Source organism: Mesorhizobium sp. M1A.T.Ca.IN.004.03.1.1 (genome assembly GCF_003997555.1).
GTDB lineage: Bacteria > Pseudomonadota > Alphaproteobacteria > Rhizobiales > Rhizobiaceae > Mesorhizobium.
Genome location: NZ_RZTV01000009.1, coordinates 100,012 through 124,886, shown reverse-complemented (window position 1 = coordinate 124,886; position 24,875 = coordinate 100,012). Strand labels below are relative to the sequence as shown.

General features: G+C 62.7%; 14 protein-coding genes and 4 pseudogenes. 9 read left to right on the top strand and 9 right to left on the bottom strand.

Annotated features, from left to right (window positions below):
• Positions 1–84: 84 nt before the first annotated feature.
• The 7 genes and pseudogenes from ltrA (EOD29_RS24235) to EOD29_RS37230 all read right to left on the bottom strand — a co-directional run bounded on the left by ltrA (EOD29_RS24235) (position 85) and on the right by EOD29_RS37230 (position 9,867).
• On the bottom strand, positions 85–1,593 hold the full coding sequence (gene ltrA / locus EOD29_RS24235; RefSeq protein WP_245475414.1) for a group II intron reverse transcriptase/maturase: 1,509 nt from the start codon (positions 1,591–1,593) through the stop codon (positions 85–87).
• Positions 1,594–2,297: 704 nt separating this feature from the next.
• A complete protein-coding gene (gene ltrA / locus EOD29_RS24230; RefSeq protein ID WP_245475414.1) occupies positions 2,298–3,806 on the bottom strand; it encodes a group II intron reverse transcriptase/maturase in 1,509 nt (502 codons plus the stop codon).
• Positions 3,807–4,429: 623 nt separating this feature from the next.
• Positions 4,430–4,672: pseudogene (locus EOD29_RS24225) on the bottom strand (nucleotidyl transferase AbiEii/AbiGii toxin family protein); the annotation flags it as partial.
• Entirely contained in the window at positions 4,669–5,334 is a 666-nt protein-coding gene (locus EOD29_RS24220) for a DUF6088 family protein (RefSeq protein WP_127248131.1), read from the bottom strand. The gene EOD29_RS24220 and the pseudogene EOD29_RS24225, both read right to left, overlap by 4 nt.
• A gap of 113 nt (positions 5,335–5,447) precedes the next feature.
• A pseudogene (locus EOD29_RS24215) lies at positions 5,448–7,674 on the bottom strand (PHP domain-containing protein); the annotation flags it as partial.
• Positions 7,671–9,194, bottom strand: a complete 1,524-nt coding sequence (locus EOD29_RS24210) for a DNA polymerase Y family protein (RefSeq protein ID WP_127248130.1) — start codon at positions 9,192–9,194, stop codon at positions 7,671–7,673. The pseudogene EOD29_RS24215 and the gene EOD29_RS24210, both read right to left, overlap by 4 nt.
• Positions 9,109–9,867, bottom strand: coding sequence for an ImuA family protein (locus tag EOD29_RS37230; protein ID WP_127248129.1), 759 nt, complete (start codon positions 9,865–9,867; stop codon positions 9,109–9,111). The genes EOD29_RS24210 and EOD29_RS37230 overlap by 86 nt, the downstream gene beginning before the upstream one ends.
• Before the next feature lie 75 nt (positions 9,868–9,942).
• On the opposite strand from EOD29_RS37230, the pseudogene EOD29_RS24200 reads away from it, so the two are divergent.
• Positions 9,943–10,422, top strand: a pseudogene (locus tag EOD29_RS24200) (OB-fold nucleic acid binding domain-containing protein); the annotation flags it as partial.
• A gap of 54 nt (positions 10,423–10,476) precedes the next feature.
• On the opposite strand, the gene EOD29_RS24195 reads toward EOD29_RS24200, so the two are convergent.
• Positions 10,477–10,767 (bottom strand): hypothetical protein, encoded by a 291-nt coding sequence (locus EOD29_RS24195; RefSeq protein ID WP_127248127.1) that lies wholly within the window; start codon positions 10,765–10,767, stop codon positions 10,477–10,479.
• 490 nt (positions 10,768–11,257) lie between these two features.
• Here EOD29_RS24195 and EOD29_RS24190 point away from each other — a divergent pair, with 490 nt between their 5' ends.
• The gene (locus EOD29_RS24190) at positions 11,258–14,044 is read left to right on the top strand and encodes a UvrD-helicase domain-containing protein (protein WP_245475400.1); all 2,787 of its coding nucleotides are present in this window, start codon (positions 11,258–11,260) and stop codon (positions 14,042–14,044) included.
• A gap of 180 nt (positions 14,045–14,224) precedes the next feature.
• Positions 14,225–15,232, top strand: coding sequence for a non-homologous end-joining DNA ligase (gene ligD, locus EOD29_RS24185; protein ID WP_127248126.1), 1,008 nt, complete (start codon positions 14,225–14,227; stop codon positions 15,230–15,232).
• A 28-nt stretch (positions 15,233–15,260) separates the two neighbouring features.
• On the opposite strand, the gene EOD29_RS24180 is transcribed toward ligD, so the two are convergent.
• Positions 15,261–15,851 (bottom strand): SOS response-associated peptidase, encoded by a 591-nt coding sequence (locus EOD29_RS24180; RefSeq protein WP_127248125.1) that lies wholly within the window; start codon positions 15,849–15,851, stop codon positions 15,261–15,263.
• A 58-nt stretch (positions 15,852–15,909) separates the two neighbouring features.
• Between EOD29_RS24180 and EOD29_RS24175 the strand changes: the two genes are divergently transcribed.
• From EOD29_RS24175 to EOD29_RS24155, 6 genes and pseudogenes are all read left to right on the top strand, one after another.
• On the top strand, positions 15,910–16,416 hold the full coding sequence (locus EOD29_RS24175; protein WP_127248124.1) for an SOS response-associated peptidase: 507 nt from the start codon (positions 15,910–15,912) through the stop codon (positions 16,414–16,416).
• A 399-nt stretch (positions 16,417–16,815) separates the two neighbouring features.
• Entirely contained in the window at positions 16,816–17,721 is a 906-nt protein-coding gene (locus EOD29_RS24170) for a DUF3991 and toprim domain-containing protein (protein WP_127248123.1), read from the top strand.
• Positions 17,722–17,947: 226 nt separating this feature from the next.
• Positions 17,948–18,094, top strand: coding sequence for a hypothetical protein (locus EOD29_RS36035; RefSeq protein WP_164763822.1), 147 nt, complete (start codon positions 17,948–17,950; stop codon positions 18,092–18,094).
• A 477-nt stretch (positions 18,095–18,571) separates the two neighbouring features.
• Entirely contained in the window at positions 18,572–19,174 is a 603-nt protein-coding gene (locus tag EOD29_RS24165) for a DUF1419 domain-containing protein (protein WP_127248122.1), read from the top strand.
• Between the two features lie 10 nt (positions 19,175–19,184).
• Entirely contained in the window at positions 19,185–19,583 is a 399-nt protein-coding gene (locus tag EOD29_RS24160; RefSeq protein WP_127248121.1) for a DUF3085 domain-containing protein, read from the top strand.
• A gap of 86 nt (positions 19,584–19,669) precedes the next feature.
• Positions 19,670–24,785, top strand: a pseudogene (locus EOD29_RS24155) (N-6 DNA methylase).
• Positions 24,786–24,875 lie beyond the last annotated feature (90 nt).

The window sequence follows — 24,875 nt, the reverse complement described above, 5'->3', positions numbered from 1 at the left end:
GTGTAGAGTAGGTGGCGAGCGCGGTGCCGCCTTGCAGCGGTCCGTTTCTCACCACCCCTCGCAGAACCGGACGTGCACCTTTCGTTATGCATCCGGCTCGCCAGAAGACGTGGCGAAGTTTGGCGTTCCCATCCACGCCAGACGAAACCGGCAGACGAGAGTCCATGCGAGCATATATTGCTCGACGGACCCATCGCGCCACAGTCTCACCGTCGGACGGCGACTGCTACGCTGTCGGCCTTTTGCGATTTCGCTCGCGTTGGCGTTTGGGCGAACTTTCCGTTGCCAGCGCCAGAGCCGATCCCCGGTGTACCAGTCGAGGCTGGTAAACACGTTGCTGGCTCCGTAGCAAAAGCGGAAGTAATTCGCCCATCCGCGCAGGATGGGATTAAGCTCCTGAAGCTTTGCACCAAGGGTGCCTCTCGCGCTGTCACGCCCAGTGCACTCCTTGACTTTGTGACGGAGATCGAGGGACTTGGCCTTGGGGATTTGTACGCGTGCACAATATCCGTAGCGCCCGTCCCATTCCATGACGAAGCGGAATCCGAGGAACTCGAACCCGTCCGTCATTGCGGTGATCTTCGTCTTTTCCGGTGACAACTCAAGGCCCGTTGTTTCCCGCAGGTATTTTGCCAGCGCGGATTTCTCCTCGATGGCCTGTTCCTGCGTGCCGGAAACCAGCACCACGAAGTCGTCTGCATAGCGCACAGGGAAGCACACGCAGTGCCCTGCTTTGCGATCCCACATACGTCTACCCGATGCCGCCGAGAGTATCGATTGTCGTGAAGACCTCCCCGTCAGATCAGGATGCACCCACCGTTTATATCTCTCCTCAATCGCGCTGAGCGCAATGTTGGCGAGCAGCGGTGATATGATCCCACCTTGCGGGGTTCCGGCTTCCGTGCGGAAGAACTGCTCCTCCGCCAGCACGCCGGCTTTCAGGAACTGCCCGACCAACCGTACCACCCGCTGGTCGGCGACGCGTTTGCGTAGCCGTTCCATCAGATAGTGATGGTTGATGTTGTCAAAGCAGCCCTTGATGTCTCCCTCGATGACCCACGGATATGGCATCCCGTGCCTCCGGGTATCCCCGCCGCGTTTATGCGACTGAGCAGCCCGTCGGATATGCTCCAAGGCGCCGTGCGTGCTCCGTCCGGGCCTGAACCCATAGGAAACATGCCAGAACTGCGCCTCGAAGATTGGCTCCAGAAGTGTTTTGACCGCGCTTTGTACGACGCGGTCCTTGACCGTGGGAATGCCCAGGGGCCGGAACTGCCCCGGTTTACCGGCTTTGGGGATGAGCTTGCGCCTCGCCGGGCTCGGTCTGTACGCGCAAGAGCGCAGTTCAGCCTGAAGCCTGTCGAGAAAGCGTAGCTCTCCTCTCTTCCGGATGCGTCCTACGGTCATCCCGTCGACCCCGGCCGTGCGCCCGCCCTTATTGGTGGACACGCGACGCCAAGCGTGACGAAGCATGCGGGAGTCTGTCAGCCAGCCCCACATGTCCCGCCACTGTTCGTCGGGATTCGCCTTACTCCACTGATACAGTTTGCGCTGAACGCCGAGTACCCAAGCTTCATCAGCCTGATGATCCATGTCCACAGATCACTCCTCCGTCATGCCAACCGATCGTCTTCCTGCCTCCCTTCGCCATGTGCCCAGCTTTCCTGGACTCGGACTACTACGGAGGCTCCGCCCCTGAACACGCCCGTCTCCGGTCGTCGCGGCTAGCCCGGTTCCTGCCGGGCAGACGGTTCAGGTTCCCGTGTTCCGATTTTCAACCTTCGTGCCTGTAGGTGGTGCGCTATACCCCTGGCGATACGGAGAGTGGGTTGAAGGAACTCGCCCACCCCGAGTGCGTATTTCTCGCACCCCTCAGCAGGGAACATTGAGCCCTGCCATGTCTGATCGCTCTGTTTGTCTCCCCCGCCATCACGGTTGGGAAACTTCTCGGATATTCAGAGGCTTCAGTCACGCACTTCGTTGTCTCACCATGAGCACTGCGGTAGCCCGGCCCGGTAGTGATGGCTTCCGTCCGGTACAGTTCAGACCGATCTGCTTATGGCACCGAACCGGCGACACCCGGTCCAGCTTTTCGGTCCCCTTCCTTTCGTTGTTCCCACGAAAGGGACGGCATTGCAGCCGTCGGTCGAAAATCAGCAAAGCTAGGAGGGGTTCTAACTATGTCATACTACCCTCCCGCGCCGTCACGGCGCACGTAGAGTAGGTGGCGAGCGCGGTGCCGCCTTGCAGCGGTCCGTTTCTCACCACCCCTCGCAGAACCGGACGTGCACCTTTCGTTATGCATCCGGCTCGCCAGAAGACGTGGCGAAGTTTGGCGTTCCCATCCACGCCAGACGAAACCGGCAGACGAGAGTCCATGCGAGCATATATTGCTCGACGGACCCATCGCGCCACAGTCTCACCGTCGGACGGCGACTGCTACGCTGTCGGCCTTTTGCGATTTCGCTCGCGTTGGCGTTTGGGCGAACTTTCCGTTGCCAGCGCCAGAGCCGATCCCCGGTGTACCAGTCGAGGCTGGTAAACACGTTGCTGGCTCCGTAGCAAAAGCGGAAGTAATTCGCCCATCCGCGCAGGATGGGATTAAGCTCCTGAAGCTTTGCACCAAGGGTGCCTCTCGCGCTGTCACGCCCAGTGCACTCCTTGACTTTGTGACGGAGATCGAGGGACTTGGCCTTGGGGATTTGTACGCGTGCACAATATCCGTAGCGCCCGTCCCATTCCATGACGAAGCGGAATCCGAGGAACTCGAACCCGTCCGTCATTGCGGTGATCTTCGTCTTTTCCGGTGACAACTCAAGGCCCGTTGTTTCCCGCAGGTATTTTGCCAGCGCGGATTTCTCCTCGATGGCCTGTTCCTGCGTGCCGGAAACCAGCACCACGAAGTCGTCTGCATAGCGCACAGGGAAGCACACGCAGTGCCCTGCTTTGCGATCCCACATACGTCTACCCGATGCCGCCGAGAGTATCGATTGTCGTGAAGACCTCCCCGTCAGATCAGGATGCACCCACCGTTTATATCTCTCCTCAATCGCGCTGAGCGCAATGTTGGCGAGCAGCGGTGATATGATCCCACCTTGCGGGGTTCCGGCTTCCGTGCGGAAGAACTGCTCCTCCGCCAGCACGCCGGCTTTCAGGAACTGCCCGACCAACCGTACCACCCGCTGGTCGGCGACGCGTTTGCGTAGCCGTTCCATCAGATAGTGATGGTTGATGTTGTCAAAGCAGCCCTTGATGTCTCCCTCGATGACCCACGGATATGGCATCCCGTGCCTCCGGGTATCCCCGCCGCGTTTATGCGACTGAGCAGCCCGTCGGATATGCTCCAAGGCGCCGTGCGTGCTCCGTCCGGGCCTGAACCCATAGGAAACATGCCAGAACTGCGCCTCGAAGATTGGCTCCAGAAGTGTTTTGACCGCGCTTTGTACGACGCGGTCCTTGACCGTGGGAATGCCCAGGGGCCGGAACTGCCCCGGTTTACCGGCTTTGGGGATGAGCTTGCGCCTCGCCGGGCTCGGTCTGTACGCGCAAGAGCGCAGTTCAGCCTGAAGCCTGTCGAGAAAGCGTAGCTCTCCTCTCTTCCGGATGCGTCCTACGGTCATCCCGTCGACCCCGGCCGTGCGCCCGCCCTTATTGGTGGACACGCGACGCCAAGCGTGACGAAGCATGCGGGAGTCTGTCAGCCAGCCCCACATGTCCCGCCACTGTTCGTCGGGATTCGCCTTACTCCACTGATACAGTTTGCGCTGAACGCCGAGTACCCAAGCTTCATCAGCCTGATGATCCATGTCCACAGATCACTCCTCCGTCATGCCAACCGATCGTCTTCCTGCCTCCCTTCGCCATGTGCCCAGCTTTCCTGGACTCGGACTACTACGGAGGCTCCGCCCCTGAACACGCCCGTCTCCGGTCGTCGCGGCTAGCCCGGTTCCTGCCGGGCAGACGGTTCAGGTTCCCGTGTTCCGATTTTCAACCTTCGTGCCTGTAGGTGGTGCGCTATACCCCTGGCGATACGGAGAGTGGGTTGAAGGAACTCGCCCACCCCGAGTGCGTATTTCTCGCACACCTCAGCAGGGAACATTGAGCCCTGCCATGTCTGATCGCTCTGTTTGTCTCCCCCGCCATCACGGTTGGGAAACTTCTCGGATATTCAGAGGCTTCAGTCACGCACTTCGTTGTCTCACCATGAGCACTGCGGTAGCCCGGCCCGGTAGTGATGGCTTCCGTCCGGTACAGTTCAGACCGATCTGCTTATGGCACCGAACCGGCGACACCCGGTCCAGCTTTTCGGTCCCCTTCCTTTCGTTGTTCCCACGAAAGGGACGGCATTGCAGCCGTCGGTCGAAAATCAGCAAAGCTAGGAGGGGTTCTAACTATGTCATACTACCCTCCCGCGCCGTCACGGCGCACCGATGTCCTCGGAAAAACGCTGGATGAGGCCATAGCCTTTTGACAGCGACGTCCCGCCCTTGAAAAGCAGCCGTGGCTCCCCCGCAGGCCGTTCGTGGTAGAGCGAATTGAGGGTCCAGCAGACCCAGAAATCCTTTTCGACATTGCCCACCGGAGCTCCGATCCGGTTGGCCGTGGCGAGGAACAGGTCGAGCCGGTCACGTGGGGATGCCGCGATGACCTGCCGGTAAGCATCGGTGCTCATGGCTTCGCCTCGTGCGGGTCCGCCCTCAGGATTTCGCGGAGGAACTCCTGCATCCAGATCGGCACAGCGGAGAGACCGGCGCGCAGATCCTCGCGAATGGCCTCGCCGTGCTTGGGGTCGGCAAACAGACGGCGCAACGTCGCCTGGATACGCTTCCGTTCGCCCTTCTGGGTCAGCATGTCCTGCATCCAATGCAAGGCCTGGACGACCCGCATCCCCGGCCGATCCGCCCAATAGAGGCGGCTAGGGGCAGCGTATTTGAAGTGGATTTCCTGCGTGCCGAGCTTGATTGGCTTCAACCGCGCATCGACCAGCACTTCTATCCGGGCGGGGACGGCGGTCGTCAGGCCGAGCTCGTTGGCGGCGGTCATACCATCGATGACGGCGCGCGCCCGATCGCGGCGCGTGACGGCGCGGATCACAGCGCGATAATCCGGCACGGTGGCGCGGCCAGTCAGGTTGTTCGTGCGCGGCCGGTCATAGAGGCCTCGGTCGATCCGGCGCAGCTCCCCGGCGGCTGCCAGGCGCTGCAGGGTTTTGTCCACGGCGGCGCGCGCGCCGAGATCGGCGAAGTCGCCGGGGGTCCAGACCTCGTCGGCTTTGGACTCAATGCGGGCAAGCAGGCGCGAGCGAAGATCGGTATCGGGCTCAACGATGGGCATGTCCGAAATATGCGACATGTTTCGGACAAAGGCAAGGTAGCCCAAACTTGGAATTCGCATTCTCGCATTGAAGGATATGGCCCGAGCATCGAATGCCTCCTTCCGCAGGGGCACGACACCGGATGGCTGCGCAAGGTCAGCCCGACATGGCCATAATCCTCGACAACCTCGCGGCCGGCCGTCATGGGCTTAAGCGCAATGACAGGCTCGTGGATCTCCGTCACCGTTTTCTGTTCACGGGACGTAGCGGCCGCAAACAGGGGCAAAGGTTCGTCGCGCAACGCCTTGATCGCCCAGAGAGCGTCGCGGCGGGCAAGGTTCAGATCCGATAGAAATGCGTCGGCCTCGGCGAGCTGGACCAGCGAAGCCGCCGGCACGCGGGCGCGGCGCCACAGATCGTCGACGGAGAGAAATGGCTCGTCGGCCCGCGCCGCGATGATCGCGGCCGCATCATCATTGGCGAGACCTTTTACCATGCGCAGGCCGAGCCGGACGGCGAAGCGATCTTCGTCATCGGTCGACTCCAACGTGCAATCCCAGCGGCTGGCATTGACGCAGACCGGGCGCACTTCGACCCCATGATCGCGTGCGTCGCGCACAATCTGGGCCGGCAGATAAAAACCCATCGGTTGCGAATTCAACAGCGCCGCACAGAAGACATCGGGATGCCAGCATTTCATCCAGGACGAGGCGATCAGCGCGAAGGAAGCGGCGTGGCTTTCGGGAAAACCGTAGCTGCCAAACCCTTCGAGTTGCGAAAAGGTCCTTTCGGCAAACTCCGGCGTGTAGCCGTTTGCGATCATGCCGTTGATCAGCTTGTCGCGGAATTTCGAGACGCCGCCGGTGTGCTTGAATGTGGCCATGGCGCGCCGCAACTGGTCGGCCTCGCCGGCGGTAAAGCCGGCGCAGACCATGGAGACCTGCATTGCCTGCTCCTGAAACAGCGGCACGCCGAGCGTCTTGCCGAGAACGCGCTCGAGCTCCGGCGTCGGAAACGTCACCGCCTCCGTCCCGTCGCGCCGGCGAAGATAGGGATGGACCATGTCGCCCTGGATCGGTCCCGGCCGGACGATCGCGACCTCGATGACCAGGTCGTAGAAGGTCCGGGGCTTCATGCGCGGCAGCATCGACATCTGCGCGCGGGATTCGATCTGGAAGACGCCGAGCGTGTCGGCCTTTCTGATCATCGCATAGGTGCGTGGATCTTCGGCCGGGATCGTCGCCAGGTCGAGTGTGACGAAACGAACCTCTCGAACAGGAGGTTGTTGCGTTCGGGATCGATTGAAGTGATGCCCAGCACATAGCAGACGGCTGAATTGGCGGCCGAGCCGCGCCCCTGGCAGAGGATGTCCTGGCTGCGGGCGAAGCGGACGATCGAGTTCACTGTCAGAAAGTACGGCGCGTATTTGAGCGTCTCGATCAGCCGCAGCTCGTGCTTCAGGATGCCAACCACCTTGTCGGGCAAGCCCTCGGGGTAACGGCGGGCCGCACCTTCCCAGGTAAGCTTTTCGAGCGCCTGCTGCGCGGTGAGGTCCGGCATCGTCTTTTCCTCGGGGTATTGGTAGGCGAGCTCATGAGGGAGAATCGGCAGTGCTCGGCGATTTCGACCGTGCGCGTCAGGGCCTCAGGATATCGGCTGAACAGCCGCGCCATCTCGTCGCCCGGTTTGAGGTAGCGATCGGCATGACGTTCGCGCCGGAACCCGGCGTCATCGATGGTGATGTTGTGACGAATGCAGGTGACGACATCCTGCATCATGCGGCGGGCCGGCTCGTGGAAGAGCACGTCATTGGTGACGACGGTGGGCACGCGCATCGCTGCCGCCAGGTTTGCCAGCTCGTAAAGCCGGACCTGGTCGTTCGGGCGTCTGCGCAAGGTGAGCGCCAGATAGGTGCGATCGGCGAAGGCGTCGCGCAGCCGCCGCAAACGAACGGCGCAAAGATCATCGGCATCGTCCGGCACCAGAACCGCGATCAGTCCTTCGCCATAGGCGACGACGTCGTCCCACTCGAGATGGCACTTCGCCTTGCCGGCGCGGCCCTTGCCGAGCGACAGCAATCGGCAAAGCCGCGAGTAAGCCGGGCGGTCGGTTGGGTAGACCAGCAACGACATGCCGTCGGCGAGATCGAGACGGCAGCCGACGATCAGCCGTACCCCTGTCGTCTTCGCCGCTTCATGGGCACGCACGATGCCGGCAAGCGAATTGCGATCGACGACGGCGAGCGCTTCAATACCGAGGAGCGCCGCCTGCGCGAACAGCTCTTCGCAGCTGCTCGCTCCACGCAGGAAGGAGAAATGCGAGGTCACCTGCAATTCGGCATATCGAGCGAAGCCAGTCATCCGAAGATTCCGTGCATGAACCATTTGTGCGATCCGGTCGCGCCATCTTCGCCGTCGCCGGCGCGATAAACCCAGTAACGCTCGCCGGTCTCGTCCTCGACCTGGAAGTAATCCCGCACCGCCGCGAGCTCAGCATCGCGTTTCCACCATTCCCCGAAGACGCGTTCAGGGCCGTCCGCCCGTTTCACGCGCCGGCGGACGCCGCGCCAGGTAAAGGTCACGGGCGGATGGTCGGGAAGAAGTGCTACCGTCTCGATCGGCTCGGGTCGTGGCAAAAGCCGAGTTGGGCGCGGCCAATAGCTGGGCCAGCCCTCGCCGGTATCAGGCGCCATTGGGGCAATGCGTTGAACCGACCGTTCGGGAACGTCGCTCTGCACCGGAGCGAAGCGATAGAGGCGGTCCTCGCCGACACGGTTGGCGAGGATGTCGATGACATCCGAGACGTCGGGCTCCGGCATCTCGGCAAGCGAAGAGATTGTCTGTTTTGCGTGCAGTGGTTCGGCCGCCGTCGCGGCAAGCCGCGTCTGCTCAATGCCGAACCCCGGATCGATGGTCTCGATTTTATCGGTAAGGAGCCGAGTCAAGCGCTTCACGTCGCGAACCGGCGTTGCTGTACCGACACGGATCGCCTCGACGCGGTTGTCGACACGGAAGAACAGAAGGTCGAGCCGGCGCGCGCCCTGCCCTCGCGTCTCGAGTACGGCGCAAAGTTCGGCCACCAGCTTGCCGGTATAACGGGCGATCGTCTCGGCCGCGCCAATAGGTTCGGCAAAATTGCGGCGCACCTCGACAATTTCCTCCGGCCGTATCGGCTCGATCGGTTCACTCACACGTCCGAACGCCTGGTCGAGGCGTCGGCCGGGTTCCGGTCCAAAACGCAAGGCGAGCGATGCGCGCGGTGTGCCGGCCAGGTCCGCAATTGTCTCGAAGCCGAGTCGCCTCAGGCTATCGACCGTGCTGGCGGGAAGACGAAGTGCAGCGATCGGCAAAGGCGGGATTGCCTGCGCTGTCTCGATGGATGAGACGACGATGGTCGTTCGCCCGCCGAAGCGCGCCAACGCATGCGCAGCCCCCCAGCTATCGGCGACCGCCGCCCAGGCCGTGATGCGGGCAGCGGCGAGCCGTTGCACCATCTCGCCAAGCATTGCCGCCTCGCCGCCATGAAGATGATCGGCGCCGGTCGTATCGATGACGATGCCATCCGGCGGATCGGCGGCGACGATCGGCGCATAGCGGCGCAGCGCCCACAGCGCCAACCGCTCGAGCGCGTCGACATCTGCTTCCGGTTCTGCGTCATGAACAATCAGGCCCGGAACCAAGGCCTGCGCCTTGCTCCCCGGCATGCCGATGCGCAGGCCGGCTGCATGGGCTGCCGCGTCAGCGGCGAGCACGACACGGCGACGACCATCACGGCCGACCAGGACGAGCGGCGTCTCAGGCGGAGGCGCGGCGTCGCCCGATTTCCTTCTGAAGCGGTCTGTTGGCCACATCGGAAGGAAGAGCGATACGACCCTTGGCATCGCAAGCCTCCACTATGAAATCTGCACTCTCCCCGGCCCGGCATCGGATCAGCTCGACATGCCAGCGGGCGCGTCCGACGCCCGGCACCGGCAATGGCGTCGACGGCAAGACCGACACCCGCCACCGAGTTTCGGCGGCTGTCGGCTGGCCAAAATCCGTGGCCTCCGTCTGGCGCCGCCAGCGTCGGATAGCGATGCCGATAGCGCCCGAGCTTTCGGCGGCGAGCTGAAGCCGCCGCGACGCCGTCATCGAAAGCCGGGCAATCTCGGCAACGACAGCGCCAAAACCTCCGCGAAGACCCTCTTCGAAACAGGCGAGAACGGATTTTTCGTCGCCGGCCTCGACATAGATGACTCTCCCCGGAGGCAGGCCGGCCTGTTCGATCGCAGGCGCGAACAGATCGGGCCGGGTAACGCACCACAGCACCTTGCCCACCGTGCGCGCGGCAATACCGGCAGCGAAGAGTGCCGCGGCTGCGCCATCGACGGCGCCATTTCCACCACCCGCGACCTCGTGCAGACCGCCAAAAGCCAATCCGCCTCCTGGAAGAACCCTGTCAATCGCGGCTACCCCGAACGGCAACACCGTGCGGGCGCGCGCATTTCCACCTTCGAGACGCGCAATGCGTTCTCGAAGCTCGGAAATGGCAGCAGGGGGCGCCGATACACTCATCTGACCCTTGAAACGCGGAAAGCCTGTGATATGTTCTACATTTGTTCTCGTCTTGGCTAAGAGTCAACCGGGATGATGTCGTTTCTGCGTGCCGATCTACGCCGGCGCCGAATCGTGACCTGTGAGGAGGCCATGCAGGCGCGAGACAGACGGTGGCTCGAGGCCGCCGGCCTGGTGCTGGTCCGGCAACGGCCGGGCTCGGCCAAAGGCGTCATGTTCCTCACCATGGAGGATGAGACGGGCGCCGCCAACGTCGTTGTCTGGGTCAAGGTGTTCGAGAAATTCCGTCGCGTGCTTCTCTCGTCGGCCATGCTCGGCGTACGCGGTCGTATCCAGCGAGAAGGGGAGGTGGTGCATCTCGTCGCCCACGAGCTGACCGATCTGTCGGCCGAGCTGGCCAGCGTGGGAAACCGCGAGACGCCGTTTCCGTTGCCGCACGGGCCCCATCATGGCGGATCGGGCATCGATCCGCGCGGCATGCCGAACACGCGCGATATCGTCGATCCCTACGAGCACATCGACCGCATCAAGGTGAAGACGCGGGATTTCCGGTAGCGCTTCCGGACGGCCACTTCAGCAGCATGTTGTGCACACTATTGTCGGGCACTGTTAACGGCCGATGGGCAGCAGGTCACCCCATGCCGGATCCCAAATGTCGTCGCTCTCAAGCGCAACGACTGCCCGCACCTTTTTAAAGTCGGCGAGCACCTCCACCGCTGGACGCCGCCCCGTTTCCTGAGCCGCGGCGTAGCCGGTGTATTTGTGACCGTCCGGCTCAAACCACTCCAACGATTCCACGGTAGCCATGGCGTCGCCCTTGCGGCCGCGCGTGATGCGAATGATCGTGATCCCATCCTCGGCGCTCGCGTCCATGGAGACACGCTGCCAACGCTTCATCATGCCTCTACCCCCATCTTGTTCCAAGGCGGTCGGATCATCTCGATGAGCCCTGCCTCGAGGCCGGCGACCGTTGACCGGGAGCCCGTTCCACCCCAGCGCCGGCGGAACGGCGATGTAAACCTCGAGAGTGGTCCCGGCGCCCACCTGCTCGGCGGTTATCTCGTTCAGCCGCCACCTTACCATGCATAACACACTGGAGCTCGCAAGGGCTTGTGAACAATCTCGAACCACTTGCTCACCTCCAAGCGGCGTCTATCAACTCACAACCAATATGACGTGTAGGACCGCAGCCTGACGATGTTCTGACACACGATCGAAGCAGCTCACTGACTGGCGTATGCTAGGATGACCCGAGATCTCGGGACAGAACTGTGGCCGCGACAGCGTCTCCGCGAACTTTCATTGCTGTTGCCCGCGATGATTTGGAACATCTCAATATGTTGATGATAATCAGCTCCTTGGGAGCCTTGATTTACTGGACATATCGAATGTGGCACTGAGCAAATTGCTATCTGGCCGTGCGCGCACATACCGCCCTGGTTTCCTTGCGCGGATGTTTCCTTCCGGAAAATGGAAGCTGACCCTGGACCCCAAGCTGTCCGGGCGCATTCGGCTGAGCCAGGGTGGCGATGTTGATCTCAGCTGCCTCGATATCGTGTCGGTTTCGACCAGCAAGGCGCTGCTGTGGCATACCGTCGAGATCCGCGCACGCGGCAGAACGGACAATCTGTCGAGTCTGTCGGGGGAAGCGTCCGAGCAACTGGCCGCAGACCTTCATGCGTTCATCAACACCCATCTCTTCGACCTCATCGGCACAGAGACGGATCATTTGCTCGATGTCGATACCAGGCTTCGGGCGATCACCGAGGGCAATAGACAGTATCTCGCGCAGGCCGATCTCGGGCGGGCCATCGCCAGCGTGCCCGGCAGCGCCGCTGCCGCACTTTCTCACCCGCTTCTGGATCCACAATTGATGCCGGCCGGGCTCAAGGCGTCCCTGCCGGCTTCGTTCGCCATGCTGACCGACCCGGGCGTTCGCCACGCCTATAATGAAGCGTTCGTTGCCGCGGAGCTGCGCAAATTCCAGCCATTTTTCGACGATCTCGACGGGCGTTCCTTTTCCGATCAGCAACGCGAGGCATGTATCCGCCTGGAGGACAACAATCTGCTCGTCGCCTCGGCCGGGTCGGGCAAATCCGCGACCATGGTCGGCAAGGTGGCCTATGTCCTGGAAAGGCAGCTCTACCGGCCCGATGAGATCCTGCTTCTGGCCTTCAATAAGAGCGCAGCAGATGAACTCAGGACCAGGATCGCACGACAGCTACAGATCGAGGAAAGCGCGCTGGAGTGCCGCGTCACGACGTTTCACGCGCTTGGACGGGGCATCATTAAGGAGGTCGAAGGACGTCCGCCCCAGCTTGCCAACTGGGTCGATCATCCCGCTGGCGAAGCAAGAGTCATCGAAGAAATCATCCGGCAGCTAGTCGAGACCGATCCGGAATTCGCTCGATTGTGGAGCGACCTGCTCGTGGTGCATCCCAAGGCGGACATCCCGGCCGAGGTTTTCGACACGGAGGCTGACTACCGTCGCTATGTCTCGGATCGGCTCAGGAAGGGCGAAGCCACGATCGGCTCGCTTGCCGGCGTCATCGTCAAATCGCTGCAAGAGCAGAAGATCGTCAACTGGCTGTGGCTGCATTCCGTCGCATTCGAATACGAGCGGCAGCTTGCGGTTGAGGAGGATGACGGCACGGTTCGCCATCTGCATCCCGATTTCTACTATCCGCTGACTGACACGGTGCATGAGCATTTCGCGCTCAACGCCGATGGGACCTCACCCTTTGCGGATTATGTCCAGCACGCCGAGAGAAAACGTCAGGCCTATCGCCGCAAAGAGATCGATTTCTTCGAGACGACTTCAGCCCAGGCCAGCGACGAGACCCTGCTCAGCACACTCGACGCAGAACTGGCGCGGCGCGCGGTTCACTTCCAGCGCAAGAGCTATGCCGAGATCACGAAGGCGGTCGAGCCTGTAGTGATCAAGCACTATCACAAGCTCATATCCACCTGCATCAAGCATATTCGCGCCAGCCATCTAACGCTCGATATGCTGCTCGAACGAGCCAAGACTCTGCACGACAAGGAGCGCGCGAAGCTCTATGCCCGCGTCGTGTGGATGATCACGCAGGGCTATTCGCAAAGACTCGAAGAGACCAGGCGGATCGACTTCGATTCGATGATTGCCGACGCGGTTCGGCTGGTCGAGACCGGGCGGTATCAGAGTCCCTATTCCCTAATCCTTGTCGACGAGTTTCAGGACATCTCCGAGCCGCGCGCCAATCTCATCAAGGCGCTCAAGCAGCAGAAGGCTTTCAGCAAAGTGTTCGCAGTCGGAGACGACTGGCAGTCGATCTATCGCTTTGCCGGATCGGACATCACGATCTTCACGCAGTTCGAGGCCAATTTCGGGGCAAGCTGGCAGGGACGACTGGAACAGACCTATCGCTGCAATCAGCTCATTGCCGAGACGGCCGCGACATTCGTCCAGCGTAATCCCGAACAGATCACGAAATCGGTTCGTTCGACACGGCCTGCCATTCCGCGGTCGATTCGGGTCATTCCCATTGATGAAGAACGCGGCAGGCCCGAATTCGCCCAGGCTTGCCATCGTCTTCTCGAACGGCTCGACATCGCCCTGGGGAGCATCGCCGAGCAGTGGCGCAGCGAACCAGACTCCAAACTCAAAGTGCTGGTTCTATGGCGGTACAATCTGCTCGATCCGTTCGGCGGGATCCCACCCTCCTTTGCCAACATCGAGGTTTCGGGCCAGTCCTTTCACCGGGCCAAAGGGCTTGAGGCGGAATACACGGTTCTGCTTGATGTGAGTGAAGGCGATTATGGCGTGCCGAGCCGCATCGAGGACGATGAACTGCTTAACCTGGTCATTCCCCAGCCTGAAACCTTCGCCTATGCTGAAGAACGACGCCTGTTCTACGTCGCGCTCACGCGCGCCAGCCGGGGCGTATATCTCATCACCAACAGCCGCCAGCCGTCCCGCTATATCCGGGAACTTTGCGAGATAGCCGGGGATGAGGTGCGCTATGAGACGATCGAAGGCGCTGCCTTGCGTCAATGCCCCGTTTGTCTGGTGGGCCAAATGGTCGAGAAGCGCAACAGGAACGGGACGGTGTTTCACGGATGCAATCAGTTCCCTGATTGCAGGCACAGCGAAGGTGTTCCGGCGCAATCGACGGCGCACCTGCATAGACGCGCCTAACGCCAGGAGCACCGCTCGCCCAGTTGCAGCGGCGTCCGGGCGATCCGGCATCTACGCGGCCTAGCTAGATCAGCGCTCGACGCGCCGTCGCCCATTTGCGCGAGAAAGGTCGCAACATTCCCGACGTTCTATACCGTCGCCATATGGTAGTCTGGCCCGCATGATCACGCTCTATCTCAATTGGCACGGAAGACGGTGAATCCCACAAAGCCGAATAAGACGCATCCGCCGAAATGGATCGAGCCCCAGCTGACGCGCCTGGTCGACGAAGCGCCCAACGGCCCCGATTGGCTTCACGAAATCAAGTACGACGGATACCGCATGCACGCGCGGATCGACGGCAGCGACATCCGCTTGCTCACCCGCACCGGCCTCGATTGGTCGCATCGCTATCAAGCGACGATAGCGGCCCTCCGCGCGCTCCCGGTGAAAGAGGCATATGTGGACGGGGAGCTGTGCGCCGTTCGGGCAGACGGCGTCACCTCCTTCAGCCGCCTGCAGGCCGCTATGGACGAGGGCCGCACGGGCGATCTTGTCTTCTTTGCTTTCGATCTTCTGTTCCTGAACGGAGAAAGCATTGCGAAGCTGCCGCTCATCGACCGCAAGGCGCGACTGGAAGGCCTGTTTTCGACCGACATGCCCGGCCTGCGCTTCAGCGATCACGTGATCGGCGACGGGCCTGCGTTCCGCAAGCACGCCTGCCGGCTTGCACTCGAGGGCGCTATCTCAAAGCGGATCGACAGCGCCTATGCATCCGGCAATCGCGGCCTATGGGTCAAGTCAAAGTGTCTCAACAGAGAGGAATTCATCGTCGTCGGCTGGACGGATCCGACTGGAAGCCGGCCGCACATCGGCTCGCTGCTCCTAGGCTACTACACCGATGATGGTCGTCTGCTGTATGCGGGCCGCGCCGGCACGGGCATCACGGTTGCAGAGCTCAAGCGATTGGCTCGCCGGCTTGGGCCACTTCAGGCAGCTCGAATGCCCCTCGACGTTCCGCCGCCGCGCGAGAGCCGGTTCGGCTCGCCGCTTGAGCTGTCGCGCGTGCATTGGGTCAGGCCTGAAGTGGTGGTCGAGGTCACCTATCTCACCTGGACGGAAGACAATCTCCTGCGCCAGGTCTCGTACCAAGGCGAGCGTCAGGACAAGCCAGCCCGGCAGGTGGTGCGCTCCCCGCCCCATCCCTGATCGACATCGGGCGCCGTTTCGTTTCAAGTCACCCGACTTGCTCTACCTGCAGTGTGCCGGGTGGTAGGGCCTTGATCAGCGACTTCGCCGACACCGAAGGGTCTAGCCAATCCGCCCACGCGCTGCGATCGAGGATAACAATCTGCCTGTCATGATAGGGCGCGATATCGGGCCCAGGCTCCATCGTCAGCATGGTGAAGGCTTCGCCGACCTCCGGCGTGTCACGCCAGATTCCAGCAATGCAGAAGATTTGCTCGTCCTTCTTTGTGAAAAGCCACTTGTCTTTTCGCTTCTTCTTGGGGTCTATCGGATCGGTGAACTCGTAGAAGCCGTCCGCCACGATGAGGCACCGGTTCGACGAGAACTCCCGGCCCTCTGAACGGAAATTATAGACGGGCCGCTTGTTCGGTCCGGGCCAGCTCCAGCGCCGTTGCACCATGTCGCCTTCGCCTCGGACGCCCTCGATAGTCCTGATGATCGGCGCCACGTCCGTGATCTTGATGTCCTCGCGCGCCTCGATGTTCGGCGCACCTTCTGCGAAACGGATCTTGATCTTCAGGTCGGCGAAGTCCTCCACGATCGAAGCGACATCCACCGTCAATCGATAATCATTGCACATCGGTCCTCCGTCCGATCACATTGCACCGCGATCGTGTTCCTGTTATGTTCGCGTGACCATGAGCGCGAAGGTTTTCGATTCCGACGCATCGCTCGACGAACGCCGCGTCATCATAAGGCGCTACGGCGGCGATGTTGAGATGGCAGAGCTGCCTTGGGGCCTTCAGCCCAGCGAAGTTGGAGGCAGGCCCTTCACCGTCGTGCGCGCTGAGGGCAGGACGTTTCCCAGTCACCGTTGCCTCGTTCCGGCATCCGAGTTCCGGCACCGGAGCAGGGGCAAGGCCTATAACTTCTCGCTCGCCGACGGCGACTGGTTCTATTTCGCTGGAGTCTGGCGCCCGGCGACACGGGACTGGCCTGAGGCTTATGCAATCCTGACGATCGAGGCGAACGACGACGTGGCGCCCTTCCACGACCGGCAGATGGCGGTGCTGCGGCGCGATCAGCGAATGGCTTGGCTCGACCGGACCTGCTTGGAAGAAGAGCTGCTTCGGCCGTTGCCTGCCGGCACGTTCGTGGTTTCGCAGCCGCGCAAAGCATCTGCACAGGCGGCGCTCGCATTTTGAACCAAAACCCGAACTTCGTGATTGGCGTCGCCCTGCGGGCCGGGCTGTTGGCGGAGCTGAAGCCCCAAAGGGGTCTTCACCCGTTCGGGCAGCCATCCCTGACGCGCACTGGGGCTGTCGTGCGAAGAGGACGGGGTCCATGTTTACCGCGATCCGGCGATGGGTCGAACACAGACGGGCCGAGGAAGAGCGCGGCGGTACCTGATGGCCGGTGGTGTTGCCGCTTGCGCGCTGCGGCCGGCAAGGGAAGCTGCGCCGCGGCCTGCAGTTCCGGAAACCCGGCAGGGTTGCCGGCCGCGCCCTTGCCCGCCTTGCTCTTCGCGGCATCCGGTTTCATGCCCATAAGCTTGGGGCGGGAATCCGATAGGAAGGAGCGCGTCAGGGGACGTGCAGGCGAATATGGAAAAAGCAGAACTGGAAGAGCTGAAAGAAAAAGTGCCCTGCGGCGCCGTACTGGAGCATTGCGGGTTTGCGCTCGATCTCAAGGAGAGCACGCGCAGGGCGATGAAATATCGCCGCGGGGACGCAATCATCATCGTCATCCATGACGGCAGGGGCTGGTTCGATCCGCTTTCGGACGCCAAGGGCGATGTCTATTCGCTGATCCAGCATCTGGACGGTTGCGATTTCCCGGAAGCATTCGTCCAGGTCGCATCCTTGGTCGGCTTCGTGCCCTCGGAGCCCGCTTGGACGCGGCAGCCCCGGGAACGCGAGCCGGATCTTTCCCTTCCCGAGCGCTGGCGAGCCCGGCGCAAGCCATGGCGTGGATCGGCAACCTGGCGCTATCTGCGTGACGACCGTCACCTTCCCGAACGCATCCTCCGCGCCGCGATCGCTGCCGGCGTCCTGCGCGAAGGCCCGCATGGCAGCATGTGGGCGGCACACATAGATGCGGCGGGAGCTGTCACCGGTTGGGAGGAACGCGGCCCGGAATGGCGCGGCTTTGCGACGGGCGGCAGCAAGGTGCTGTTTCGGCTCGGTCCGGCAGACGCCGGCCGCGTCTGCGTGACCGAAGCCGCCATCGACGCCATGAGCCTTGCCGCGATCGAGGCAAACAGACCAGATACGCTTTATGTCAGCACCGGCGGCGGCTGGTCGCCAGCGACTGACGCGGCCATTCGCCTGGTGGCAGAGCGGCCGGAGGCACGGCTTGTCGCGGCCACCGATGCCAATCCTCAGGGCGAGGTCTTCGTCGCTCGCCTGCGCGAGCTTGCCTTCGAGCTCTCGTGCGAGTTCGAGCGGTTGAGGCCGGCGGCCGAGGACTGGAACGCGATGCTGAAACCAAGAACCGCGCAGCAGCGCTGACAACACTACTGGGGAGCATTCCTGGGGTTCAAAATCGGTTTTGCCGTCGTCATGTGGACCCGCAGCCGAGCGCCCAGCCGGGACTCGGCATCCTGCCGCAGTGCCTCGACGTCAGTGCCCTCGGCTCCCGGAGTGTAGATATCCAGCACGATCTCGCCCGTGCGTTCATCCGCATAGTCCCCTGTAGCCCAGGGAACCTGCCGCGGAACCATTCGAGGTTGTCCGCGTGAAGCTTTTGAAGCTCCTCGAGTGCATCTGGCCGGCAATAAACGCGACCGTCAGCGGCTTGCCGCAGATCGAGAGCCTGCGCGTTTCGACCGGATCGTCGCCGGTCAAGCGCAGGACCGGCCCGCTGTCGGCGCCTTCCTGCTGATCCCAGAACAGGCCGGCGAGTTGGGACACATAGGTTGGCGCAACTCTCTGACGAGAGCGTCGCCCTCGTACTGAACCCGGAGCAGTTTTGCTCTTTCCGGCGTGTCCGCATCGAGCACGGGCGTCAAACAGTCAAAGAGTGGATCGACCCTGTCGGGAGATTCCAGCTCGACGGCCTTGGCCGTGGTTGTGCCAAGCAACATGAGTGCAATGACGGCTGTTGGTCGCATCCATGCATGAGAGCCGCTGCGTGCGAGCAAATTGGAGAGGGAAATGAGGAGGCGAGAAGAAAATAAAAATCCGGCTGCCGCATGCCCGCCGGTCGCCTCAAGGGTAAAGCTTCGCCCGGCTGACGCCGGCCCTTGACCCGACCGGACGGAGAGGCGGCCGCGGGGAGGGGTCCGTAAGGGCTGAAGATGATGGTGACGTCGAGAGGATGAACCGCGCTCCAGCCCCGCAAGAGGCCAAGGAGCCCGCCATGAACCCCGTCCCTCCCTTCCGCAAGATTTACCAAGACATCGCCGACCGCCGGCAGATGTTGCGCCTGTTCGACCGCCATGCTCAACGGCCCGATCGCTGGCAGAACGACGAAAGTGCGCTGTTCGCCGGCGAATGGTTCGAGATCGGCAGGTCCGAACACGACTACATGCTCGACATCCTGCCGCCGCTCTGGATGCGAGGGGAAATGTTCGCGCTCGGCGAATTCCTCACCGGCAGCATCACCAGCGTCTTCTACACGCTGCGCATCGACGGCAAAATGCGCTACTTCCACGCCTATTGCGATCTGGCGCAAGCCCGTTCTGCAGTCGGGATGCGCGACGCCATCGTCGAGCGTGAATCCCGGCCGGTGACGGCGATGACGCATGAAGAGCGCCTGGAGCATATCTGGAGCGCCACCCATGATGAATATCGCGGCTACGCCGGCGAGCGCTTCCTGCATGCGCACCGCGGCAAGCGCAGCGTCCTCGTCTATGGCGGGGGGCACACCGAGCTCAAGCTGCTCGATGATCTGACCGACGAGGAGATCGCGGCGAAGCTCCCGGTGCATCTGAGGCACCTGCCCATCAAGGCGGCGGCGTGAGGTGCGGGCGATGTTCACTTTTCCCATTCTCGCGGTCCGCAAGGTGATCGAACGCGGCAATTCCGATGCCGCCGCCAATGGCGGGTTTCGCAACCCCTATTACGGGACGCGGCCCGGCGAGGGCGAAAAGCCCGGCGTCTGGCTTGTCGGGGACCAGGGCGTCTACATCATGTCCAACGGCAAGCTCCCCGAGGGCGCCCGCGCCCTGGTGGTCTATTCGGAGCAATGCCACCCGACCGGCAATCCCGGCTGGTGGGACTACAAGCGCCGGCATTTCGGCGGCGATGACGGCATCGAATTCATCGAGGCCGAGCGGCTGATCCCGCTCTTCGACCGCAACTTCCGGGCCACCCATCTCAACGTTGAACTCACCGAGACCGAGATCGCGCTCTCGCTGATCAGCCGCTGACCCCTTCCCAAAACCTGCGCCGCCGATCGCTGGCCCGCCCATCGGGCCGGGAGATGGCGCGCGCCTTCGCTCAAGGAGAAATCCCAATGTCCAACGACGACCCCTTCACGCTCGATCTCTTCGGCAACACCGCGCTGTCGTCCGGTCTCGGCCTTGGCGTCACCGCCTTCGGCAGCGATTTCGTCGTCGACGATGTCGACGACGATCCGCCGCCCGCCTCTGCCGGTCTGGCGGTGCCACAGGCGCAGACTGCTCCCCAGACCGCCCCTGGATCCCATCGGGCAGACGTGTCTGCAGCTCGAGGCGAGAACTTCGTTCTCGAAAGCGACCGTGGCCTAGCCAGAGGCTGGAAGCAGCGCGCCCGGGACAATCTGGATGCCATCCACCTCGCCGGGGCCATCGAGGCCGCCGATCGTCCGGCAACGCGTGAGGAACAGGCGAAGCTGATCAGGTTCACCGGATTCGGGGCCTCGGAACTCGCCAATGGCGTGTTCCGGCGTCCGGGCGAAGACGGCTTCCGTGCCGGCTGGGAAGATGTCGGCGCTGAACTCGAGGCGGCGGTCTCGGGCCAGGACTACGCTTCGCTGGCGCGCTGCACGCAATACGCCCACTTCACGCCGGAATTCATCGTCCGGGTCGTCTGGTCCGGCCTGCAATGGCTTGGCTGGCGCGGGGGCAGGGTGTTGGAGCCGGGGATTGGCACGGGGCTGTTTCCCGCGCTCATCCCGGAGCCTCTGCGCGACGTGACCCATGTCACCGGCGTCGAGCTCGATCCCATCACGGCACGGATTGCTCGTCTGCTGCAGCCGCGGGCGCGCATCATCAACGCGGACTTCGCCCGCGCCGACGTGCCGGCTTCGTTTGACCTCGCCATCGGCAACCCGCCGTTCTCGGATCGGACCGTGCGATCGGATCGGGCCTATCGGTCAATGGGGTTGCGCCTGCATGACTATTTCATCGCCCGGTCGATCGATCTGCTGAAGCAGGGCGGCCTCGCGGCCTTCGTGACCAGTTCTGGCACCATGGACAAGGCGGACAGCGCGGCGCGCGAGCACATCGCCAAATCCGCCGATCTCATCGCCGCCATACGCTTGCCCGAAGGCAGCTTTCGCGATGATGCCGGCACCGACGTCGTGGTCGACATCCTGTTCTTCCGCAAGCGGAGGCCCGGCGAGGCCGAGGGCGACGTCTCCTGGCTCGACGTCGACGAGGTCGATCACGCCGAGAGTGACGACAGCACGATCCGTGTGAACCGCTGGTTCGCACGCCATCCCGATTTCGTACTCGGCGTGCACGCCACCACGTCCGGACCTTTTGGCGAGGCCTATACCTGCCTGCCGCATCCAGGTGTCGAGCTCGAGCAGGCGCTTTCCGCCGCGATCTGCCTTCTTCCGGAAGCCCTCTATGACGGCGAGCCGCAGACGATCGATCGCGGCGCGGATTACGTGATCGACGGCGCGGCGGAGAGTCTTTCCGACAGTTCTTCTATTCGCGAGGGTAGCTATTTCATCGGCAAGAACACTGCGCTGATGCAGATGGTCGACGGCGCGGCTACGACGATCGTCGTGCGCAAGGGGCGCAGCGCTGAGGGCATTCCCGACAAACACGCCCGCATCATTCGCAAGCTGATCCCGATCCGCGATGCCGTGCGGGAAGTGCTGAAGGCTCAGGAATTCGACAAGCCATGGAAGCCGGCACAGGTGAAGCTGCGCATCGCCTGGTCGAACTTCGTTCGAGCCTTTGGCCCGATCAATACGACCATCGTCTGCACCACGGACGACCCGGAAACCAGCGAGGTCCGGGAGACCCATCGCCGGCCGAACCTCCAGCCCTTCCTCGACGACCCGGATTGCTGGCTCGTCGCCTCAATCGAGGACTATGACGTCGAGACGAATACGGCCAAGCCCGGTCCGATCTTCACTGAACGGGTGATCGCTCCGCCCTCGGCACCCATCATCACCTCGGCCGCAGACGCTCTCGCCGTCGTGCTCAACGAGCGCGGCCATGTCGATATAGACCATATCGCCGAGTTGCGGCACGCCGGTGTCGACACGGTCATTGAAGATTTGGGCGACGCAATCTTCCGCGACCCGGAAACCGGCTCCTGGCAGACAGCCGACGCCTATCTTTCCGGCCAGGTCCGCGACAAGCTCAGGGCGGCCGAGGCGGCCGCAGCACTCGACCCCACCTTGGAGCGCAATGTCCGGGCCCTTGTCGCGGTCCAGCCCGCCGATCTCAGCCCCTCCGACATTACCGCGCGCCTCGGCGCACCGTGGATTCCGGCCGCCGATGTCGTCGCCTTCGTCAGGGAGGCGATGGGCGCCGAGATCAGGATCCATCACATGCCGGAACTGGCGTCGTGGACGGTGGAGGCGAGGCAGTTCGCATATATGGCGGCCGGCACATCCGAATGGGGCACCGAGCGCCGACATGCCGGCGAGCTTATCGCTGATGCCCTCAACAGCCGGGTGCCGCAGATCTTCGACACGATCAAGGAGGGCGACAGCGAGAAGCGCGTGCTCAACGTCGTCGATACCGAGGCAGCCAAGGAGAAGCTGACCAAGATCAAGTCCGCTTTCCAGAACTGGATCTGGTCCGATCCCGATCGCACCGACCGCCTGGCGCGGGTCTATAACGACCGCTTCAACAACATCGCCCCCCGAAAGTTCAGCGGGGACCATCTCCAACTCCCGGGCGCCTCTGGCGCCTTTTCTCTTTATGGGCACCAGAAGCGGGGCATCTGGCGCATCATTTCGGCGGGCTCGACGTATCTCGCCCATGCCGTCGGCGCCGGCAAGACTATGACGATTGCGGCCGCTATCATGGAGCAGCGCCGTCTCGGCTTGATCGCAAAGGCCATGCTGGTCGTGCCCGGTCATTGCCTGGCGCAAGCGGCGCGCGAATTCCTGGCGCTCTATCCGACCGCCCGCATCCTCGTTGCCGATGAGACCAACTTCACCAAGGACAAGCGGCACCGCTTTCTGTCACGCGCGGCGACGGCGACCTGGGATGCGATCATTATCACCCACTCCGCCTTCCGCTTCATCGGCGTGCCGTCCGCCTTTGAGCAGCAGATGATCCAGGACGAGGTGGAGCTCTACGAGACCCTGCTGACAAAAGTCGAGAGCGACGATCGCGTCTCGCGCAAGCGGCTCGAGCGGCTGAAGGAGGGTCTCAAGGAACGGCTGGAGTCCTTGGTGACCAGCAAGGACGACCTGCTCACCATCTCCGAAATCGGCGCCGACCAGATCATCGTCGACGAGGCGCAGGAGTTTCGGAAGCTCAGCTTCGCCACCAATATGTCGACGCTCAAGGGCGTCGATCCCAACGGCTCGCAGCGCGCCTGGGATCTCTATGTGAAGTGCCGCTTCATCGACACGAAGAACCCGGGAAGGGCGCTCGTGCTCGCTTCGGGCACGCCGATCACCAACACGCTGGGCGAGATGTTCTCGGTGCAGCGCTATCTCGGCTATCAGGCGCTGCTGCAGCGTGGCCTGCATGAGTTCGACGCCTGGGCATCGACTTTCGGCGATGTCACGACCGAGCTCGAGCTGCAGCCATCCGGCAAATACAAGCCGGTCACGCGCTTCGCCACTTTCGTCAACGTGCCCGAGCTCATCGCCATGTTCCGCTCCTTCGCGGATGTGGTGATGCCGGAGGATTTGCGCGAATACGTCAAAATTCCGGCACTCTCGACCGGTGCGCGGCAAATAAGGACGTCCAAGCCGTCTCCAGCTTTCAAGCGCTACCAGACCGTGCTCGACGCCCGCATCAAGGCGATCGAGGAGCGCGACCGTCCGCCGGAACCCGGCGACGACATTCTGCTCTCCGTCATCACCGACGGCCGCCATGCGGCGATCGACCTGCGTCTGGTCGACATCGAAAATGACAACGAGCCGGAGAACAAGCTCAACGACCTCATCTCGAATGCCTATCGCATTTGGCAGGAGACGGCGGAAAACACCTATGTCCGCTCCGACGGCAAGCCCTTCGAGCTGGCGGGCGCAGCGCAGATGATCTTCTCCGATCTCGGCACGCTGAGCGTCGAAAAGAGCCGCGGTTTCTCGGCCTATCGCTGGATCCGCGACCAACTCGTTCGCCTTGGCATTCCACCCTCGGAAATCGCTTTCATGCAGGAATACAAGAAGTCCGAGGCCAAGCAGCGGTTATTCGGCGATGTTCGGGCAGGAAAGGTGCGATTCCTGATCGGCTCCTCAGACACGATGGGCACCGGTGTCAATGCCCAGCTCCGGCTGAAGGCGCTGCATCACACTCGACGTGCCATGGCTACCCTCGCAGATCGAGCAACGGGAGGGCCGCATCCTGCGGCAGGGCAACCAGCACGATGTCGTCGATATCTTCGCCTATGCCACCGAAGGTTCCATGGATGCCCAGATGTGGCAGAACAACGAGCGCAAGGCCCGCTTCATTGCCGCCGCGCTCTCCGGCGACACGTCGATCCGGCGGCTCGAGGACCTCGGCGAGGGACAGGCGAACCAGTTCGCCATGGCCAAGGCCATCGCCTCGGGCGATCCGCGCCTGATGCAGAAGGCGGGGCTCGAATCCGACATTAGCCGTCTCGAACGCCTCAGGGCCGCGCACCAGGACGACCAGTTCGCGATCCGCCGGCAAATCCGCGATGCCGAGCGCGACATCGAGTATTCCAGCCGACGCATCGGCGAGATTAGCAAGGACATCGAGCGTCTCATCCCGACGGCCGGCGAGGCCTTCCGCATGGACGTTGCGAAGGAGACATTCACTGAGCGCAAGCTCGCCGGCCGCGCGCTCATGAAGGAGATCCTGACCCTCGTGCAGCTCCAGCATGCGGGCGAGATTGTCATCGCCTCGATCGGCGAATTCGAGCTGGAGTATTCGGGCGAGCGCTTCGGCCAGGATGGCTACCGCTACGCCACCATGCTCCTCCGCACCGGGGCGGAAACCGAAATCGAGCTGCCGGTGACCACGACGCCGCTCGGAGCGGTCGCCCGGGTGGAGCACGCCCTCGCTATGTTCGAGGACGAGCAGGCGCGCTATCGTCATCGCCTCGCCGAGGCCGAGCGGCGACTGGCATCCTACCGTTCGCGGGAAGGTGGGGATTTTGCTTTTGCCGGTGATCTGTCCGAGAGGCGCCGGCAGCTGGCCGAGATCGAGAAGTCGCTTGCCGAGGATGTTGTGGCGGGGGCCGAGCGTGCTGCGGCCTAGCCGGCATGGAACGGCGCGGGGAGGAAGGAAAGGCGGGAATGAAGAGGGGATGAGCCCGCTCGCAGATCGAGTGTTCCGCCGACGCTGGCG

Coding starts and splice junctions, on each gene's coding strand:
- ltrA (WP_245475414.1), bottom strand. CDS start 1,593: ATGGATCATCAGGCTGATGAAGCTTGGGTACTCGGCGTTCAGCGCAAA.
- EOD29_RS24165 (WP_127248122.1), top strand. CDS start 18,572: ATGAACCCCGTCCCTCCCTTCCGCAAGATTTACCAAGACATCGCCGAC.
- EOD29_RS24160 (WP_127248121.1), top strand. CDS start 19,185: ATGTTCACTTTTCCCATTCTCGCGGTCCGCAAGGTGATCGAACGCGGC.
- ltrA (WP_245475414.1), bottom strand. CDS start 3,806: ATGGATCATCAGGCTGATGAAGCTTGGGTACTCGGCGTTCAGCGCAAA.
- EOD29_RS24195 (WP_127248127.1), bottom strand. CDS start 10,767: ATGATGAAGCGTTGGCAGCGTGTCTCCATGGACGCGAGCGCCGAGGAT.
- EOD29_RS24180 (WP_127248125.1), bottom strand. CDS start 15,851: ATGTGCAATGATTATCGATTGACGGTGGATGTCGCTTCGATCGTGGAG.
- EOD29_RS24175 (WP_127248124.1), top strand. CDS start 15,910: ATGAGCGCGAAGGTTTTCGATTCCGACGCATCGCTCGACGAACGCCGC.
- EOD29_RS24210 (WP_127248130.1), bottom strand. CDS start 9,194: ATGCCAAGGGTCGTATCGCTCTTCCTTCCGATGTGGCCAACAGACCGC.
- EOD29_RS37230 (WP_127248129.1), bottom strand. CDS start 9,867: ATGAGTGTATCGGCGCCCCCTGCTGCCATTTCCGAGCTTCGAGAACGC.
- EOD29_RS24170 (WP_127248123.1), top strand. CDS start 16,816: ATGGAAAAAGCAGAACTGGAAGAGCTGAAAGAAAAAGTGCCCTGCGGC.
- EOD29_RS24220 (WP_127248131.1), bottom strand. CDS start 5,334: ATGCCCATCGTTGAGCCCGATACCGATCTTCGCTCGCGCCTGCTTGCC.